Origin of the sequence: Leifsonia sp. McL0618 (assembly GCF_049994905.1) — a bacterium.
In the GTDB taxonomy this organism is placed as follows: Bacteria; Actinomycetota; Actinomycetes; order Actinomycetales; family Microbacteriaceae; genus Diaminobutyricibacter.
In genome coordinates this window covers 3,095,493-3,113,695 of record NZ_CP188258.1, presented here as the reverse complement: position 1 = coordinate 3,113,695, position 18,203 = coordinate 3,095,493, and the positions used below count along the sequence as shown (strand labels likewise).

The following is an 18,203-nucleotide window of genomic DNA, read 5'->3' as shown; positions in this document are numbered from 1 at the left end:
CTCTTAGTGACTGATGTCAATCTCCACGCCCCGGGTGTGGAAAAGAGCGAACTGACGACTCTCAAAGTGGCGGAGCTCCAGGCTCTCGCCGCCCAGCTGGGTATTCAGGGAGCCAACAAGCTTCGTAAGGGAGAACTCGTGGATGCCATCTCCGAGGTCCAGAACCAGGGCGAAGGTGACGGGGTGGCCGATGCCGCTCCCGCAGCCGAGCCCGCGGAGTCCGAAACGACCGAGCCCGCCCGCGCCGCGTCGCAGGTCCTGATCGAGCCGCTCATCGCTGAGCCGCTCTCGAGCACTGCTGCCGACGTCGCAACGGAAACCCCGACGGCTCCTCGCAAGCGCGCACCCCGTCGTGCGACGAGCGCCGACGCCCTCGCCGGCGTCTCCGCCGGTTCGCACGTCAACACGGGTGTCACCGGGGTCGACTCGCTGATCCCCGCCGTCGACGCCCTTCTCGACCGTGCGCAGGCGGCTGCCGCCGACCGTGGTCGCAGCGATGCAGCGACCGAACAGCCTGTCGCACAGGATGGCGCGCGCTCCGAAGACGGCCAGCGCAACAACGGCCGTCGCGGCCAGCGCAACAACGCCACTGCCGACACGGCGACCGAGCAGGCCGAAGCCGGCGAGCCCGGTGCCGAGCGGGTCCAGGGCGACCAGCAGCCCGAGGCCGGCCAGGCCGACGGCACACAGGCCGACGGTGCGCAGTCAGACGGTGCTGAGCAGCCCCGTCAGGGCCGTAGCCGCAACCGCAACCGCAACCGCAACGGGCAGAACCAGGGCGAGCGCACCCAGGGCAACCAGAGCCAGGGCGGCGAGTCGCAGGGCGACCGCAACCAGGGCGACCGCGCTCAGGGTGACCGTAACCAGGGTGACCGCAACCAGGGTGACCGCAACCAGGGCGACCGCAACCAGGGGGACCGCAACCAGGGTGACCGCGAGCAGGGCGACCGTCAGGGTCAGAACCCTCGCAACGGCCAGAACCAGAACGGCCCGGCCGGCCAGCTCCTGGCCGAGGGTGAGCGCAGCAGCCGCAGCCGCTACCGCGACCGCAAGCGTCGCGGCCAGGGCGTGACCGACGACCTCGATCCCGAGATCGCAGATGACGATGTGCTCATCCCCGTCGCAGGCATCCTCGATGTGCTCGACAACTACGCGTTCGTCCGCACCTCGGGCTACCTGCCCGGCTCGAGCGACGTCTACGTCTCGCTCGGACAGGTGAAGAAGTACAACCTGCGCAAGGGTGACGCCGTCGTCGGCGCGATCCGCCAGCCCCGTGAGGGCGAGAACAATGGCCGCCAGAAGTACAACGCGATCGTCAAGGTCGACTCGATCAACGGCCAGACCGTCGAAGAGGCCGAGAACCGCGTCGAATTCGGCAAGCTGACCCCGCTCTACCCGCAGGAGCGCCTGCGCCTCGAGACCGAGCCCGGCAAGCTGACGCAGCGCATCATCGACCTTGTCGCTCCGATCGGCAAGGGCCAGCGCGGCCTCATCGTCGCGCCGCCCAAGGCCGGCAAGACCATCGTCATGCAACAGATCGCGAACGCGATCACCACGAACAACCCTGAGGTGCACCTCATGGTCGTCCTGGTCGACGAGCGGCCTGAAGAAGTGACCGACATGCAGCGCACGGTCAAGGGTGAGGTCATCGCCTCCACCTTCGACCGTCCGGCAGAAGACCACACCACGGTCGCGGAGCTCGCCATCGAGCGCGCGAAGCGCCTGGTGGAGCTCGGCCACGACGTGGTCGTGCTGCTCGACTCGATCACCCGTCTGGGTCGGGCGTACAACCTGGCCGCCCCGGCATCCGGTCGCATCCTGTCCGGTGGTGTCGACGCATCCGCCCTCTACCCGCCCAAGCGGTTCTTCGGTGCTGCGCGCAACATCGAGCACGGCGGATCGCTCACGATCCTCGCCTCGGCGCTCGTCGAGACCGGCTCCAAGATGGACGAGGTCATCTTCGAGGAGTTCAAGGGCACCGGCAACATGGAGCTCCGCCTGTCGCGTTCGCTGGCAGATAAGCGCATCTTCCCCGCCGTCGACGTGAACGCTTCCGGCACACGCCGCGAAGAGATGCTCATGGGCGCCGACGAGGTCAAGATCACCTGGAAGCTGCGCCGCGCACTCGCCGGCCTCGACCAGCAGCAGGCGCTCGAGATCGTTCTCGGTCGTCTCAAAGAGACCACGAGCAACGTCGAGTTCCTGATGCAGGTGCAGAAGTCAATGCCCGCCGCTCCCGCGAACACCCACGGCACGGCGCACTCGCACTCGAGCGAGCACGACCACCGCTAGCTGCCTGAGTGCCCGCCCGGTTCGACCCTGTGTCGACCGGGCGGGCACTTTTCCATTGGTGCGATGTGTGCACCGCGAGAAGAATGAAGGCAGCGAAGCGCTGCCGAGGGAGAAGATGAGATGTTCGAGTCGGTGAACAGTCTGCTCGCAGAGCATGACCAACTGCAGGAGCAGCTCGCCGACCCCGACCTGCACAGCGACCCGGTGCGCTCCAAGCGCGTCAACCGCCGGTACGCCGAACTCAGCAGGATCGTCGCCGCGTACCACCAGTGGAAGCAGCTCGAAGACGACCTCGCCGCTGCCCGTGAGCTCGCCACAGAAGACGAAGCGTTCGCCGAAGAGGTCCCCGAGCTCGAGCAGCAGCTCGACGACTCGAGCGAGAAGCTCCGGCGACTCCTCATCCCGCGCGACGAGAACGACGGCCGTGACGTCATCATGGAGATCAAGATGGGCGAAGGCGGGGCCGAATCCGCCCTTTTCGCCGCCGACCTGCTGCGCATGTACCTCCACTATGCGGAGTCGAAGAAGTGGAAGACAGAGATCCTCGAGCAGACCTCGAGCGACCTCGGCGGCATCAAAGACGTGCAGCTCGCCATCAAGGGCAACTCGAGCGATCCCGCTCAGGGCGTGTGGGCGCACCTCAAATACGAAGGCGGCGTGCACCGCGTGCAGCGTGTTCCCGCGACCGAGTCGCAGGGCCGCATCCACACGTCGGCCGCAGGCGTGCTCGTCTTTCCCGAGGTGGACGAGCCGGAAGAGGTCGAGATCAGCCCGAACGACCTCAAGATCGATGTGTACCGGTCGAGCGGCCCCGGGGGCCAGTCGGTCAACACCACCGACTCCGCGGTGCGCATCACCCACCTCCCCACCGGCATCGTCGTTGCCATGCAGAACGAGAAGAGTCAGCTCCAGAACCGTGAGGCGGGGATGCGCGTGCTCCGGGCACGCGTGCTGGCGCGCCAGCAGGAGGAACTGGATGCCGCGGCCTCTGCCGTGCGCAAGAGCCAGATCCGTACGATGGACCGCTCCGAGCGCATCCGCACCTACAACTTCCCCGAGAACCGGATCGCAGACCACCGCACCGGCTACAAGGCATACAACCTCGACGCCGTCATGAACGGCGCCCTCGACCCGGTCATCGAGTCTGACATCGCCGCCGACGAGGAGGCCCGCCTCGCCGACCTCGGCTCCGAAACCTGACCCCGGCCCAGACGCTCGAGCACAGGAAAAGGCACCTCAAATCTGAGGTGGCTTCAGGTTGTCAGCGCAACACCGTTGATTAGTTGGTTCAGCATGGCATGTGGGCTGCGGTAGTCGAGGGTTTTGCGGGGACGGATGTTGAGGAGGCGTTGGGTTTCGGCGAGGTCGTCATCGGTCACGTCGTTGAAGTTCGTGCCCTTGGGGTAGAAATCGCGGATCAGGCCGTTGGTGTTCTCATTGCTGCCACGCTGCCAGGGCGAGTGCGGATCACAGAAGAACACCGGGCAACCGGTCTTGACCGTGAACGCTCGATGGCCGGCCATCTCGCTGCCCTGGTCCCAGGTGATCGTTTTCGTCAGCTCCGCCGGGAGCCCTTCGATCATGCCGGCCAGGACATCGGTGACCGTGCAACTGTCGCGCATCCCGGGCAGCCGCCCCAGCAACACATACCGGGTTTGCCGTTCAACGAGAGTGACGATGCCGGAGTTGCCCGGGCCGACAACAAGATCGCCTTCCCAATGCCCGGGAACGGCCCGGTCATTCACCTCCGCGGGACGATCCGTCAGACGCGCCCCGTCCAACCAGGGCCGGTTGGTGCGGGCGGGCAGCTTCGACTGCGGAACCCGGCCGGTTCTGCCCGTCCGGAGCGCTTTGACGACCGTCAACTCGTGCCGCAACGCCCCGCGGCCCTGGACATACAAGGCCTGGTAGATCGTTTCGTGGGACACCTGCATCTCCGCCCGGTCTGGGAACACCACCCTCAACTCGCCGGCGACCTGCTGCGGCGAGAACTTCAGGTTCAAGCGTGACACGACCTCGGACCGCAACACCGGATCGGCAAGCTTCCCCGGCCGAGTCCGAGGCCGTCGCCGGAGCGCACGATAGTGAGCGACCTCCGCGTCGTAATGCTGGGCCTCCCAATGCCGCACCTGATGCGCCTGGATCTCCCGCGACACCGTCGACGGGTGAACCCCGAGCTCACGCGCGATCGCCCGCACCCCCAACGGCTCAGGCAATGACAGGGCTGCCTGAATGAACGACCGATCCGCGAGCGTCAACCGCCGATACGACCGGGCTGAGGAACCCGCCACCTGCCGACCCACGTCGACGACTGCGATGCCGCCATTGCGGCCATCCACGATCTCCATGCCAGCCAATCTGGCCCAACTATTCACCGTCGTTCCTGCGACACCCAGCCGCGACCCGACCGACAAAGCCGACTCGCCCCTCAGCAACCCCCGATAAGCCAACGCCCGTGTCTCCCACGCAAACTTCGTCGTCACAACACACCCCACACGATTGAGGTGTTGCGCTAGGAACTAGAAACCACCTGACGATTGAGGTGCCTTTTCCTGTGCTCGACGCTCCGAGGAGGCCCGGGGCAGGGGGTTAGGTCAGATGTAGATGCCGGGGTCGATCCAGGTGTCGCCGGGGATCTGCTCGGTGCCCGTCCGGGGGCGCGCCGTGGCCGGGACTCCGACCAGGAGCGAATCCTGAGGCGCGTCGTGGACGACGACCGCGTTCGCGCCGATGACGCTGTGTGCGCCGATCGTGATCGCGCCCAAGACCTTCGCCCCCGCGCCGACCGTCACGCCGTCGCCGATCGTCGGATGACGTTTGCCGTGCCCGCGACCTTTGCCGCCCAGCGTCACCCCGTGGTACAACATCACGTCGTCGCCGATCTCCGCCGTCTCGCCGATGACGACGCCCATGCCGTGGTCGATGAAGAACCGGCGGCCGATCGTCGCGCCCGGGTGGATCTCGATCCCCGTGAGGAAACGCGTGAACTGCGAGACGATGCGCGCGACCGTGCGCGCCTTCGCCATCCACAGCCGGTGTGCCAGCCGGTACGCCCAGATCGCGTGCAGTCCCGAGTACACGACGAAGATCTCGCCATCACTGCGCGCCGCCGGGTCGTGGCGGCGCGCATTCGCGATGTCTTCGCGGAGCCGGGACAGGACCGTCATCGCTGTCAGTCGACCAGGTCGGCCCAGAGTGCGGTGGAGATGTAACGCTCGCCGGTGTCGGCGACGATCGCGACGATCGTCTTGCCGGCGTTCTCGGGGCGCTTGGCCTGCTCGAGGGCGGCCCAGACGATCGCGCCCGACGAGATCCCTGCGAGGATGCCCTCCTCGGCCGCGAGGCGCTTGGCCACCGCGATCGAGTCGTCGAAGGTCACGTCGACAACCTCGTCGTAGACCGTCGTGTCGAGGACCTCGGGCACGAAGTTCGCGCCGATGCCCTGGATCTTGTGGGGGCCCGGCTTTCCTCCGGAGAGGATGGGGGAGTCGATGGGCTCGACGGCCACGATCTTGACGCCCGGCTTGCGCTCCTTGAGCACCTGGCCGACGCCGGTGATGGTGCCGCCGGTGCCGATACCGGCGACGAAGATGTCGACCCCACCGTCGGTGTCGGCCCAGATCTCTTCGGCGGTCGTCGCCCGGTGGATGGCCGGGTTGGCTTCGTTGGCGAACTGCTTCGCCCAGATCGCGTTCTCGGTCTTCGCGACGATCTCCTGTGCGGCCTCGACGGCCCCGCGCATCCCGTCAGGACCAGGCGTGAGTACGATGTCTGCGCCGAACGCGCGGAGCAGGACGCGCCGCTCCTTGCTCATGGTCTCCGGCATCGTGAGGATGACCTTGTAGCCGCGGGCAGCGCCGACCATGGCGAGGGCGATACCCGTGTTGCCGCTGGTGCCTTCGACGATCGTGCCGCCGGGCTTCAGCTCACCGGACGCCTCGGCCGCGTCGATGATCGACACCCCGATCCGGTCTTTCACGCTCGATGCCGGGTTGGCGAATTCGAGCTTCACGAGCACGGTGGCCGCAGCCCCGTCGGTGATGCGGTTGAGCCGGACCAGCGGGGTGTTTCCGACCGTTTCGGCGACGTTGGCGTAGATGTGACCGGACATGAGCCTCTTCCTTGCGACAAGCGGGTGGATCGTGGGCTCCACCAGCCTAATCTCCTGCTCTCGGCCCCGGGCTTGTGTGACAAAGTGTGATCCCGGCAGCCGCGCAGAAGATAGGCTCGACGGGCGATGACGAGTGCTGCCGATCCCCACCCGACCACGTTCCGGTCCCTGCGCGACCACGTCGTGGCCCTCCTCGACCGCGCCGGCGGCCCGGATCCAGCGGTCGACGCGGAACTGTTGATCGGCCATGTCATCGGCGAAGGGCGGGGCAGGGTCCAGGCGCTCGTCGCGATGGATTCGGCGGTCGAACCGGGCATCCGGGATGACGTTCTCAGCCTCGCAGACCGCCGCGCCGCCAGGGAGCCGCTGCAGCACATCACCGGGCGCGCTCCGTTCCGGTCACTCGAACTCGCCGTCGGTCCCGGCGTCTTCGTTCCGCGCCCGGAGACCGAGCAGGTGGCCCAGTTCGCGATCGACGCCCTGCGCGCTGTCGCGTCGCCCGAGCCGGTCGGCGTCGATCTCGGCACGGGAAGCGGCGCGATCGCCCTGGCGATGGCCACCGAGGTCCCCCATGCGCGGGTCGTCGCAGTGGAGAACTCGCCCGAGGCGTTCGTCTGGGCGAGACGCAACGTCGACGAGTCCGGGGCGTCGAACGCCCGGGTCGTCTTCGTCGATCTCGCCGATGCGCTCCCCGAGCTCGACGGGATGGTCGACGTCGTGATCTCGAACCCGCCGTACATCCCGGCGGACGCCATCCCGCGCGACCCGGAGGTGCGGCTGTTCGACCCAGAGCATGCACTGTACGGGGGCGCCGATGGACTGGATATCGTGCGCGCCGTGTCGCAGACCGCGCTGCGCCTTCTGCGGCCCGGCGGAACACTGGTGATCGAGCACGGCGAGCTGCAGGGCGCGCAGATCCGTGCACTCCTGGCGGCGGATGGCTGGCGTGCGTCGGCCACACACCGCGACTTCACGACACGGGACCGCGCGACCACCGCCATCCGCTGACCCGCGCCGCCCGCTCGTGGCCGCGCGCCCGCGCCGCCAGCTCGCGGCCGCTGTGGCGAAAGCGGCGAAAAGTGGGTTATCGCGCGACCACAATCCACCTCTGGCACATTTCGCGGCCAGAATCGCAGCGCTCAGGGGCGCTTCGCCGCGCGCTCGCGCGCCTTCGCGATGACGTCGCGCTCGCGCTTCCGCGCGTCCCGCAGCCGAACCTCCGCCTCCCGCCTGAGCTTCGCGGCATCGCGCACCGCCTTGTCGTTGGGCACCGGTTCCTGGCGCTCCGGTGGCGCAGCGACGGGTTCGCCCGAGCTGCGGGCATCCACGTATTTCTCGATGCCGTCGAGGATGCGTTCGAGCCCGAACGCGAAGTCGTCCTGCCCGTCTTCCCCGGGCGGCGCGGTGTACGCGCCGGAGGCGACCAGCGGACCGAGGTACGGGAACCGTTCCGGGGTGACGAGTTCGGCGAGTGCCGCCGCGAACGCCTCGCCGGTGACGGTCTCTTCCCCGTTGCGCTCGGCGGCCCGGCTCACATCGCGCTCGACGACGCCGAATGCGCGCGAGTACGACGCGAGAAGCAGTGTGGTCGACATTTTCTCGAGGTCGGTCAGCGGCAGGTCTTTCATGATGCGCAGGCCCCAGTCGACCACCGCGAGGTTGTTGGGCGTCATAGGGATTCCCGAGATCGGGATGTCGACGAACCACGGATGCGCGCTGATGACGTTCATCGAGGCCGCGACCCAGCCGCGCATCCCCTGACGCCAGTCGCCGTCGTCGTCGTCTTCGGAGGGGATCGGCACAGCGCACACCGTGTCCTGCATGAGCAGGAGCAGGTCGTCTTTGCTGGTCAGGTAGCGGTACAGCGACATCGTGGTGAAGCCGAGGGATGCGGCCACCCGGCTCATCGAGACCGCGGCCAGTCCTTCCGCATCGGCGATCTCGATCGCGGCGTCGACGATGCGCTCGATGCTGAGTTCACGTTTGGGGCCGCGTTGAGGGCGTTCGGCGACGCCCCAGCTGAGTGCGACGGCACGGGGGAGCGCATCTTCGACAGCGTCGGCCATTCTCGCCGCCTTTCGGGGTGGTCGTTGACACCCATCCTAGAACTGTGTATTACTTAAACAAAACCGTGTGCGACGTAAACAGTTTGCGCCGTACGCAGAAAGGAGAACGACATGGCAACCCCCGCGATCGAGGTGAAAGGGCTCCACAAGTCCTTCGGCACCCAGCGCGTGCTCACGGGCATCGACCTCAGCGTGCCGGCCGGCACCGTCTTCGCCCTCCTCGGGCCCAATGGAGCGGGCAAGACCACGCTCATCAACATCCTGTCCACCCTGGTCGTGCCAGACAGCGGCAGCGCCCGCGTCGCCGGCCACGACGTCGTCACCGACGCGGACGGAGTGCGGGCATCCATCAGTCTCACCGGGCAGTCGGCAGCAGTTGACGAGGTGCTCACCGGCGAAGAGAACCTGCGGATGATGGCCCGGCTGTCCGGATACCCGGCTGCGGACGCGCGCCGGCGCGCACAGGAGCTCATCGAACGGTTCGACCTCGCCGAGGCTACCCGGCGCCGGGTGAAGACCTACTCGGGTGGCATGCGCCGACGTCTGGACCTCGCCATCAGCCTGGTGGCGACCCCGCCGGTGATCTTCCTCGACGAGCCGACCACCGGGCTCGACACCCGCAGCCGGCAGACGCTGTGGGACTTCATCCTCGGCCTCGCCGCACAGGGCATCACGATCCTGCTGACGACGCAGTACCTGGATGAAGCCGACCAGCTCGCCGACCGCATCGCCGTCATCGACAACGGTGTGGTGGTCGCCGACGGCACCCCGGCCGAACTCAAGGCCCGTATCGGCGGCGACGTCGTCGAACTCCGCGGCGCCGGCGACGAGGTGCTGCGCGAGCGCTCGACGGACGGGAGCGTGCACGCGCTCCTCGCCGCCATCGACGAACTCGATGCCGCAGCGGTCCCGGATGCGCATGTCAGCATCCGCAAGCCGAGCCTCGACGATGTCTTCCTCGCCCTCACGGCATCGGCCGCCCGCAGCGAAAGCGAAAGGCGTGCCGACCTCGAACTGGAGGTCCCGGCCTGATGTCCACCGCACTACTCCCTCCCCGCCCCGCGAGCATGTCCGCCGGGCCGGCCGTCGTCGACCGGGCCATCCCGCTCACAACCAGCACCCGTGTGTTCATTGGGCGCAGCATCCGTCACACCCTGCGCAACGTCGAAGTGCTCAGCATGGCGATCATCCTGCCGATCATGCTGATGCTCATGTTCACCTACGTCTTCGGCGGTGCGATCGACCCGGGCGGCGACTACGTGAACTACGTGGTGCCCGGGATCATCCTGCTGTGCGCCGGATTCGGATCGGCGAGCACCGCCGTCGACGTGGCCGACGACATGACCAACGGCATCATCGACCGGTTCCGGACCATGCCGCTGCGCAGTGACGGTGTCATCGTCGGGCACGTGGTCGCGAGCCTGCTGCGCAACCTCTTCGCGACGGGGGTCGTGATCGGCGTGGCACTGCTGGTGGGCTTCCGCCCGACGGCCGGTGCGATCGAGTGGCTCGGCGCGCTCGGGATGATCGCCCTGTTCATCCTGGCGATCACGTGGCTCTACGCGAGCATCGGCCTGGCTGCACGCAGCGCCGCCGCGGCGAGCGGATACGGGTTCGTACTCCTGTTCCTGCCGTACCTGTCGAGTGCGTTCGTGCCGACCGACACGATGCCGCAATGGTTGCAGTGGATCGCAGACAACCAGCCGATCACCCCGATCATCGAGACGATCCGCGGTCTGCTGATGGGCACGCCGATCGGCGACCACGCCTGGTGGGCGGTCGGATGGTGCCTGGTCATCCTGATCGGCTCGGCCGTCTGGGGTGCCTGGCTCTTCCGCCGTAGGGCCGCCCGCCGCTGATCAGGCGCGCGCGAGAGGTGCGAGAAGTGGGCCTGGCGCCCTGGCGAAGCCCACTTCTCGCACCTTTCGGCGGCCGGTGTCAGCGACGGTCGAGGCGCGCGACCCCGATCTTCGAATCGGCCATGCCGTAGAAGACGTAGTCGACTCCCTCGACTGTCTCGATGGCGGTCGGAAAGACCACGTTCGGAACAGTCCCCGAGCGCTCGTCGGCCGTCTCGGCAGAGAGCAGGGGAGCCGTGGTGCGGTCGATGACCCGCCACGGCTCATCGCCGTCGAGGATCATCGCGCCGGCAGCGTAGTTGACGTTCTGCTGCTGGGCCATCGAGTTGGTGATCACCCCGGTGACGCCGTGGTGGAGCAGCAGCCAGCCTTCCGGAACCCGTCGCGGGGCCGGGCCGCCGCCGATCTTCAGTTCCTCGTAGGAGTACTCGGGGCCCGCGAGGAACCGGTTGCCCCGCCACCGTGCGAGTTCGCGCACGTCGTCGCGCACCGCCGCCAGCGGGATGAACGCGATCCAGATGCTCGGTCGCGGGTCGGGCAGGCGCGCCGGCGACCGGTTGCCCTCTCCGGGCCGCACTTCGCCGAGCTCCCACACCGGCCGGTGGAGCACAGCGAGGCTTTCGACACCGTCCGGGGCGATCACCGGCTCGGGAAAGAAGACCGTGTCCTTGTTGTGGTAAAGCCCGAGGTCGACGCCGAGGTCGTCGTCGTACTCGAACGTGACGGGGCCGAGGCGCCTCCAGTCGCGGAGGTCCTCGGAGACGGCGACCGCGGTGCGTGGGCCGAGCGGTCCGAACGCGACATACGTCATGACGTGCAGGCCGAGGGCCGGGATGGTCGTGATACGCGGGTCTTCGACACCCGCATTGTTCGCGCCGATCTCCCATTCGCGTTCCGGTTCGAGCACGACGCCTTCACGGGTGACGCTCTGGGGCACGCCGTCGACGAGGTTCACGCGCGCCAGGCCGACGCGGGAGATGTTCCCCTCTGCGACGAGACGGGGCAGCAGATAGAGTTCACCGTCGGGGCCGCGGCCACTGGCGGGATTCAGCACGCCCTCCGCTTCGAGCGGGTTGCCGTCTTCCGGCGTCATCACGACGCCGATGCGCTGGAGGACGTAGGGGAATTCGTCAGGGGTGCTCATTCGGTCTCAGCTCTTTCGGTCTTCATGGATCGGTAGACGTACATTTCACGGGTGTGCTTCGGGGCGTCCCAGCCCTGTGCGAAGATCCAGTCGCCGTCGACCTGGAGCAGGCCGCCCCACGCCAGCGAACCGCCGCGGTTGAGCGCGAGCTGCGTGAACGGGGCATTCGTCGAATACAGGGCCTGTGCCGCGGCGAACTGGCCGTCGGGGTCGCTGTAGAAGAAGTCGAGAACGAGGTCGTGCTCGTCACGCGCTCCGACGACGGCGCAGGCGACTTCGTAGAGCGAGCCGCCCACTTCGCCGAGGTCGAGGTAGGGCTGCCGCTCGAAACGCCAGTCGAGGAGGTCGGTCGATCGACCGATCGTCGGCACCCCACCGCATCCCTCGGACAGGAACATCAGGTATTCGCCGCCAATCCTGACGGCTTCGCCGGCTCCGTTGCGGGGGATGACCGCCCCCTTCGCCCAGAGCTTCGACACCTCATAGGGCACCGCGAGTCCGCGCTTCTCCCAGCTGACCAGGTCGTCGGAGACGGCGATCATGATGTCGCAGCCGATATCGCCGAACGGAAAGTCCGGCGACGGCATCGTCTCGCCATGAGGCGAGCCGGCGATCGAGCGGATGGCGTTGTAGAACATCACGTAGCGGCCGTCGATCGCGTAGACCTTCGGGTCTTCGCAGCCCAGGGTCTCGTTCTCGAGCGTCGGAAAGATGACCGGGTTGGCGGGGTCATCGGTCCAGCCGACGCCCGGGCGGTGCACAGCGTGCCCGATCCTGCTCGCCGTCGACTCCTTGCGCGGCGAGGCGCGGTAGAACAGGTGGAGCTCGTCGCCGCGGGCGATCATCGTCGGGTTGAAGATCGAGTCGCTGGTCCAGCCGATGCCGGTCGGGTCATCCCATTGCCCGGTCAGCTCGAACGTCAGTGATTCGTCGCGCCTGAAAGGGCCGATCGCCCAATCGGGCCGCTCGTCGTAGCTGGCGGAGAACTGATCCGTGGAGATCACGTCGGTGATGGCGTTGCTGTGGTTCAGGGCCGCGCGATAGCTTTCTCTGAGCGCGCTGATATCAACTTGCTGCATGCGTAGGGCGCCTCCTAGCCCTTGACCGACGAGCCGAGGTCCGTCGAGATGAAGTAGCGCTGGCCCGCAATGAACAGCACGACGACCGGCACGGCGAGCACGACGGCGCCGGCGAGGATCGCGCCGTAGGGGTTCGACGTCGACGCGGCTACGGTGCTGATGTAGTTCGCCAGCGACACGGCGAGCGGCTGCATGCTCGCTTCTTTGGTGATGAGGAACGGCCAGAGGAATTCGTTCCACGGACCGATGAAGGTCAGCAGGATGACCGTGATGAGTGCCGGCCTCACCAGAGGGAGCGCGATCCGCCACAGCAGCGTCAATTCGCCGGCACCGTCGATGCGGGCGGCATCGAAGAGCTCCTGCGGTATCTGGAGGAAGTACTGCCTGAAGATCAGCACAGCCGTCGAGTTGATCGCGAACGGCAGGATCATGCCCAGGTAATTGTCGGCCAGACCGTAATTGCGTGCAATGAGGACGTAGAGCGGGATGATCAGCAGCTGGAACGGCACGATCTGCACGAGCAGGGCGAGTGCGAACGTCGTTCCACGGCCGCGCCAGCGGAGGATCGAGAGCGCGTAGCCCGCGAGCACCCCGAACACGACCGTGCACAGGAGCACGCCGCCGGTGAAGATGCCGGAACTGACGAGCCCGCTGAGCAGGCTGATGCGCGAATTGATCGCCACATAGTTGTGGAGGGTCAGGTTTCCCGGGTTGGGGAACGCGCCGGCCACCGTGGTGTCCGGCGTCGCCTGGAGTGACCCGACGAGCATGTAGTAGAAGGGGAACAGGAAGAATATTGCGCCGATGGCGAGCACCGTGCCCTGCAGGATCGCCTGGCCCCGGGTGAGGCGCCGGGCGGATCCGAGGTCACGACGACGGCGTCCTGGCTTCTTCAGAACGGGAGGAGTGGTGCCCACCGCTGGTTTGATCGAGGTCATTAGTCCCGTCCTCCTGCGAATCGGTTCTCGAGGAATGCGATGATGAGCACCCCGATGACCAGCACGATGCCGATCGCGGCCGCGAAGCCCGGGTGTCCCTGTTCGATGCCCTGCTGGTACATCAGGAGCACGGGCGACGCGGATGCGCCGTTCGGCCCTCCGCCGCCTGTCAGCAGGTACGGCTCGGTGAAGAGGTTGGCCCCCACGATGGTCGACAACAGCAGCACCAGCACCGTCGCCGAGCGCACGCCCGGCACCGTGACGGAGAAGAACGACCGGATACGCCCCGCGCCGTCCGTCGCAGCGGACTCGTACAGCTCCGTCGGCACGTTCTGGAGTGCGGCGAGGTAGAGCAGGATGTAGAAACCGAGCTGCTTCCAGGTGACGTAGATCGCGATCGACGGCATCGCCAGCACCGGGTTGATGAACCACGTCGGGTTGGGCGCGAGCGGCCCGAGGATGTGGTTGACGAGCCCGTCCCCGCTGAAGAGGAACAGCCACACTCCGATGATCGCCACGCTCGCGGTGACGTACGGCACGTAGTAGCTCACTCGCAGGAAGGAGCGGAACCGCTTGATGCTGTTGAGACCGCTGGCGAGCACGAGCGAGAGCACGACGGTCAGCGGCACGTTGATGATCAGGAAGATGCCGACGTTGGCGAACGATTGGAGCATCGCCGGATCGGTGAATACCTGCACGTAGTTCGCGAAGCCGACGAACGGACGGTCGACGACTGCGCCGGGGGCCGCGAAGAAGTAGTCGAAGAACGACATGTAGACCGCGAACACGAGCGGGTATGCGAAGACCACGAAGATGAAGATCAGGTAGGGGGCGCTGAACAGCCATCCGAGCGGATTGCGCCCGAAGACGCGGACGCGAAGCGATTTGCGCGCACGACCGGAACGCGGCTCCGGCCGCCCGGCGCCGGGGGGCTCGGTGAGCCCTCCGGCCGCCGGGGTGGTACTGGTGTCGGCCATCGGTGTTACTTCTGCGTCTGCAACTGATCGATCTTGTCGGATGCCGTCTTGAAGGCATCCTCGACGCTGCCGCTGCCGCTGATCACAGACTTCGTGTATGCGTCACGCAGGGCCTGCATCTGGGCGATGGTGTTCGGACCCGACGGGTCGTCGACCGTGCGCGCAGCCTGCGCGCCGAACTCCTTGTAGGCCGGGTTGGCCGCGAAGTAGCTCGCGTACACGGTCTGCAGCTGGTCGCGGATCGGCATCTGGCCGGTCACGTTCAGCAGCTTGCCGTCCTGGTCCTTGCTGGTGGCGTACTTCAGCACGTCCCAGGCGGTGCCCTGGTTCTTGCACGAGGTGTACATCCCGATGTTCTTGGCGTCAGGGAAGGTGTAGGTCTGGTCGGCCGAGACACCGTCCTTGGTCGGGACCGGCACGGACGACCAGTCGACCTTGCCCTTGTAGTAGGCGATGGCCCACGGGCCGACGATGGCCATGGCCGACTTGCCGTCGGCGAAGGCATCGCCCTGGTACTGCTCCTTGCCGGCGAGGCCTGCGCTGTAGATCGACTTCCAGAAGTTGGCGACCGTGATGGCGTCCTGGCTGGTCAGAGTCGACTTACCGTTCTCGACCATTCCCTTGCCACCGGTCTGGGCAGCGTACAGCGGGAGGAAGTCAAAGTTCGGCTGGAAGAACTCGCTGGTCGGCGCGGGGTAGATCGCATACTTGGCTGCGCCGCTCGATGTGAGCTTCTTCGATGCAGCGAGGAACTTGTCGTAGGTCGAGAGGTCGGGGGTGTCACCGAGCCCGGCTTTTTCGAAGATCTTCTTGTTGAGGAAGATCATCACGGGGTTCGACTTCCACGGCATCTGGTAGTAGTCGCCGTTCGGGGACTTGTACTGGGCTGCCGCGCTTCCGCTGCGCCCGTTGATGTACGAGTTGCCGTCACTGAACTTCGAGAGGTCGACCAGTCCGCCCTGCTTCTGGAACTGGCCTGTCGCCGCCGGCAGGTTGTTGAACACGAGGCAGGGAGTCGTTCCCGCGGTGATCGCGGCCCCGATGACCTCTTCCGTGCTCTTCCCGGCAGGCACTTCCTGGGCCTTGATCTGCTCCTTGGGATGCGAGGAGTTCCAGGAGTCGACCATGGCCTTGCCCCACTGCACTTCCTGTGCGTTGTTGGAGTACCAGATCGTGATCGGACCGTGCGCCTTCATCGCATCGGTCGTGGAACCGCCGGAGCCGCTGCAGGCCGTGAGGCCGAGCGCGAGCGTCGTCGCCGCGGCGATCCCGATCAGGAGTTTGCGTCGTTGCATTGTGTGCTTTCCTTTGTCTCTTTTGGTGCGGTGCCCGGAGAGTCGTATGAACTCATGGGCGGGCGGGTGGCGCCGTCGAGGCGCGCACCACGAGTTCGGCGGGCGGGAGGGCCACGTCGTCGGCCGTTCCCTCTTCGATGAGTCGCAGGAGGGAGCCGGCCGCAGCGAGCCCCCATTCGGTCGGATCGTTCCTGAGCGTCGTCAGCGCGGGAAACACGTAGGATCCGATCTGGGAGCCGTCGAGCCCGGTGACGGACAGGTCGTCGGGCAGGCGCAATCCGCGCCGGTGTGCGACCGACATGCCGGCGATGGCCATGGGGTCGTTGCCGTAGATGATCGCGGTCGGCGGCTCGGCACTGTCGAGGAGGGTTTCGGTCGCCGCAGCACCCTGCTCGGGCGAGAAGTCCGTCGGCACGACCTGGTAGTGCAGCCCGGCGCTCTCCATCGAGCGGACGAACTGTTCCCGGCGGAGACGCCCGTGGAGCATGTTCTCATCGCCGGAGACGTGCGAGATGCGCGTGTGGCCGAGCGAGATGAGGTAGTCGGTGAGTGAGGCGATGCCGCGGTCGTAGTCGCGGCTGACGACCGGGAACGTGCTGTCGATGTTGGGTTCGCCGAGCGTGACGGCGTGGATCCCGAGCCGTTCGATGAGGCGGATGCGGTGGTCGTCGTCGAGCAGGTCGGTGAGGAGGAAGCCGTCGACCCGCTTGTCCCTGGCGAGGCGCGTGTACGCTTTGACCTCGCTGTCGACATCGGGCACGACGCTCAGCACGAGTACCTGGCCGCGATCGGCGAGCACGGTCTCGACGCCGGCGATGAACGCCGAGAAGAAGGGGTCGGCCTCGATGATGCTCGGGTCGCGTCGCACGATGAGTCCGAGTGCGTACGCCCGCCGGCTGGTGAGTCCGCGTGCGCTCGGATTGGGACGCCATCCGAGTTCGTTCGCCGCTTCCAGGATGCGTGTGCGCGTCTCCGGCGCGACACCGGGCCGGTCGTTGAGTGCGAGGGAGACGAGGCCTTTGCTGACGCCGGCAGCACGGGCGACATCGTTGATGGTCGGTTGCAGCGCCACCCTGTCATCTCCTTTGAAAACGACTAAACCGGTTTAATGGCCTCGTTATCGCAGACGTTAAACCGGTTTAGGAGCGAAGTCAACCCCTTGATTGCGATCCGGGGAAGCGTCGCCCCTCAGGCGCGGTCGGACTGCGCGGCGGCGAACGCCTCGATCGCATCGACCAGAGCGGCGGGGGTGCTGAACAGGTGCGCAGTGATCCCGATCGACTCGGCACCGGCGACATTCTGGGCCATGTCGTCGGCGAAGAACGTCTCCGACGGGGCTGCGCCGTAGCGCTCGAGCACCCGTCGGAACACGACGGGATCCGGCTTGCGCGCGCCGTATTCCGACGAGGTGAAAAGGTGATTCTCGCCGAACAGGGGCACCAGGTCCGGAGCCAGTGCATGCAGGTGTTTCGCCGTCAACGCCCCGTTGTTGGTCAGCAGCGTGATGGTTCCCAGCTCGGATGCCCGCTTCACCGCAGCGAGCGAGTCATGCCACGGCGTCATGGCTGCTGCACGCACGCGCACCCAGTCGTCCTCGCTCACCTCGACTCCGAGCGCCGACCGGAGGGCGCTCAGATAGTCGTCCGCCGTCGAGTACACGCCCGCCTCGGCCGCCCATTCGCCTTCGTCGTTCCACCAGCGGTCACGGAGCTGGCCGAGATCGAGACCGGTCAGCTCGGTCATCGCGGCCATGCGGTGACGCCAGTCGTACTCGTAGAGCACGTTGTCCATGTCGAAGATGAACAGCATCAGCGGTCCCGTTCGGCGAAGGCATGCATGGCGGCTACGAGGCCGTCGGTGTCGAAGCCGTTTGGACCGCGCTTCAGCTGGAACGCGTGCATCCCCGCGTCGCGTGCGCCCGCGACGTTCTCGGCCGAATCGTCGAACAGGATGGCGTCGCCTGGTGCCACGCCGAACCGGCCGAGCGCGCGGGTGTAGATGCGCCGTTCCGGTTTGCGGGCGCCGAGCACCGCAGAGATGAGGTCGTTTCCCCGGAGCGCATCCACGATCTCGGGCGTCAGCACGGGGAGCGAGTCTTTGAACGGGATCGGGTTGTTCGACAGGAGCGAAACCGTGCCGAGAGTCGCAGCCTCGTGCAGGGCGTCGATCGACGCAGGGATGGGCGTCATCGCGGCCTTGCGGGCGCGCTGCCACTGCTCGAGCGTGAGGGGTGCGCCGGTCACTTCCGCGAAGGCCGCCAGGTACTCCTCGCTGGTCGCGTACTCGCCGATTTCGGCGGCGCGCTCGAAGCCGCCGGCCCACCAGCTCGAGGCGAGCCGGTACTGGCTGACGCCCGTGAGCTCCGCAAGCATCGGGAGCCGCTTGTGGAAGTCGTAGTCGTACAGCGTCTTGTCGCAGTCGAAGAAGTAGACATCCATCGCG

17 protein-coding genes are annotated in these 18,203 nt (G+C 66.9%); 5 read left to right on the top strand and 12 right to left on the bottom strand.

Annotated elements, in window-relative coordinates:
- The first annotated feature begins 6 nt into the window (after nucleotides 1-6).
- Complete coding sequence (gene rho / locus ACPPVQ_RS14990; protein ID WP_426515910.1) at nucleotides 7-2,292, top strand: transcription termination factor Rho; 2,286 nt, start codon at nucleotides 7-9, stop codon at nucleotides 2,290-2,292.
- Nucleotides 2,293-2,412: 120 nt separating this feature from the next.
- A complete protein-coding gene (gene prfA, locus ACPPVQ_RS14985) occupies nucleotides 2,413-3,492 on the top strand; it encodes a peptide chain release factor 1 (protein ID WP_426515909.1) in 1,080 nt (359 codons plus the stop codon).
- 53 nt (nucleotides 3,493-3,545) lie between these two features.
- Here the strand turns inward: prfA and ACPPVQ_RS14980 are convergent, their stop codons facing one another.
- The 3 genes from ACPPVQ_RS14980 to cysK all read right to left on the bottom strand — a co-directional run bounded on the left by ACPPVQ_RS14980 (nucleotide 3,546) and on the right by cysK (nucleotide 6,403).
- On the bottom strand, nucleotides 3,546-4,775 hold the full coding sequence (locus tag ACPPVQ_RS14980; protein ID WP_426515838.1) for an IS30 family transposase: 1,230 nt from the start codon (nucleotides 4,773-4,775) through the stop codon (nucleotides 3,546-3,548).
- A gap of 111 nt (nucleotides 4,776-4,886) precedes the next feature.
- Nucleotides 4,887-5,459, bottom strand: coding sequence for a serine O-acetyltransferase EpsC (gene epsC / locus ACPPVQ_RS14975; protein WP_426515908.1), 573 nt, complete (start codon nucleotides 5,457-5,459; stop codon nucleotides 4,887-4,889).
- Nucleotides 5,460-5,464: 5 nt separating this feature from the next.
- Nucleotides 5,465-6,403: a cysteine synthase A gene (gene cysK / locus ACPPVQ_RS14970; RefSeq protein ID WP_426515907.1), complete on the bottom strand. Its 939-nt coding sequence runs from the start codon at nucleotides 6,401-6,403 to the stop codon at nucleotides 5,465-5,467.
- A 126-nt stretch (nucleotides 6,404-6,529) separates the two neighbouring features.
- On the opposite strand from cysK, the gene prmC reads away from it, so the two are divergent.
- The gene (gene prmC / locus ACPPVQ_RS14965) at nucleotides 6,530-7,411 is read left to right on the top strand and encodes a peptide chain release factor N(5)-glutamine methyltransferase (RefSeq protein WP_426515905.1); all 882 of its coding nucleotides are present in this window, start codon (nucleotides 6,530-6,532) and stop codon (nucleotides 7,409-7,411) included.
- Between the two features lie 131 nt (nucleotides 7,412-7,542).
- Here prmC and ACPPVQ_RS14960 read toward each other — a convergent pair whose 3' ends face one another.
- A complete protein-coding gene (locus tag ACPPVQ_RS14960; RefSeq protein WP_426515904.1) occupies nucleotides 7,543-8,469 on the bottom strand; it encodes a TetR/AcrR family transcriptional regulator C-terminal domain-containing protein in 927 nt (308 codons plus the stop codon).
- 111 nt (nucleotides 8,470-8,580) lie between these two features.
- Between ACPPVQ_RS14960 and ACPPVQ_RS14955 the strand changes: the two genes are divergently transcribed.
- Both ACPPVQ_RS14955 and ACPPVQ_RS14950 read left to right on the top strand, forming a co-directional pair.
- Nucleotides 8,581-9,501, top strand: coding sequence for an ATP-binding cassette domain-containing protein (locus ACPPVQ_RS14955; RefSeq protein ID WP_426515903.1), 921 nt, complete (start codon nucleotides 8,581-8,583; stop codon nucleotides 9,499-9,501).
- Entirely contained in the window at nucleotides 9,501-10,328 is an 828-nt protein-coding gene (locus ACPPVQ_RS14950) for an ABC transporter permease (RefSeq protein WP_426515902.1), read from the top strand. Before ACPPVQ_RS14955 ends, ACPPVQ_RS14950 begins: the two co-directional genes overlap by 1 nt.
- 79 nt (nucleotides 10,329-10,407) lie before the next feature.
- Here the strand turns inward: ACPPVQ_RS14950 and ACPPVQ_RS14945 are convergent, their stop codons facing one another.
- From ACPPVQ_RS14945 to ACPPVQ_RS14910, 8 genes are all read right to left on the bottom strand, one after another.
- Nucleotides 10,408-11,472, bottom strand: coding sequence for a glycoside hydrolase family 130 protein (locus ACPPVQ_RS14945; RefSeq protein ID WP_426515901.1), 1,065 nt, complete (start codon nucleotides 11,470-11,472; stop codon nucleotides 10,408-10,410).
- Nucleotides 11,469-12,551 (bottom strand): hypothetical protein, encoded by a 1,083-nt coding sequence (locus ACPPVQ_RS14940; protein WP_426515900.1) that lies wholly within the window; start codon nucleotides 12,549-12,551, stop codon nucleotides 11,469-11,471. The genes ACPPVQ_RS14945 and ACPPVQ_RS14940 overlap by 4 nt, the downstream gene beginning before the upstream one ends.
- A 14-nt stretch (nucleotides 12,552-12,565) precedes the next feature.
- Entirely contained in the window at nucleotides 12,566-13,489 is a 924-nt protein-coding gene (locus tag ACPPVQ_RS14935) for a carbohydrate ABC transporter permease (RefSeq protein WP_426515899.1), read from the bottom strand.
- Nucleotides 13,489-14,466 (bottom strand): carbohydrate ABC transporter permease, encoded by a 978-nt coding sequence (locus ACPPVQ_RS14930; RefSeq protein WP_426515897.1) that lies wholly within the window; start codon nucleotides 14,464-14,466, stop codon nucleotides 13,489-13,491. The genes ACPPVQ_RS14935 and ACPPVQ_RS14930 overlap by 1 nt, the downstream gene beginning before the upstream one ends.
- Nucleotides 14,467-14,471: 5 nt before the next feature.
- Nucleotides 14,472-15,761: an ABC transporter substrate-binding protein gene (locus tag ACPPVQ_RS14925; RefSeq protein WP_426515896.1), complete on the bottom strand. Its 1,290-nt coding sequence runs from the start codon at nucleotides 15,759-15,761 to the stop codon at nucleotides 14,472-14,474.
- Nucleotides 15,762-15,813: 52 nt separating this feature from the next.
- Nucleotides 15,814-16,833, bottom strand: a complete 1,020-nt coding sequence (locus ACPPVQ_RS14920; RefSeq protein WP_426515894.1) for a LacI family DNA-binding transcriptional regulator — start codon at nucleotides 16,831-16,833, stop codon at nucleotides 15,814-15,816.
- Between the two features lie 116 nt (nucleotides 16,834-16,949).
- A complete protein-coding gene (locus tag ACPPVQ_RS14915) occupies nucleotides 16,950-17,570 on the bottom strand; it encodes an HAD family hydrolase (RefSeq protein WP_426515893.1) in 621 nt (206 codons plus the stop codon).
- Nucleotides 17,570-18,199 (bottom strand): HAD family hydrolase, encoded by a 630-nt coding sequence (locus tag ACPPVQ_RS14910; RefSeq protein ID WP_426515891.1) that lies wholly within the window; start codon nucleotides 18,197-18,199, stop codon nucleotides 17,570-17,572. The genes ACPPVQ_RS14915 and ACPPVQ_RS14910 overlap by 1 nt, the downstream gene beginning before the upstream one ends.
- Nucleotides 18,200-18,203 lie beyond the last annotated feature (4 nt).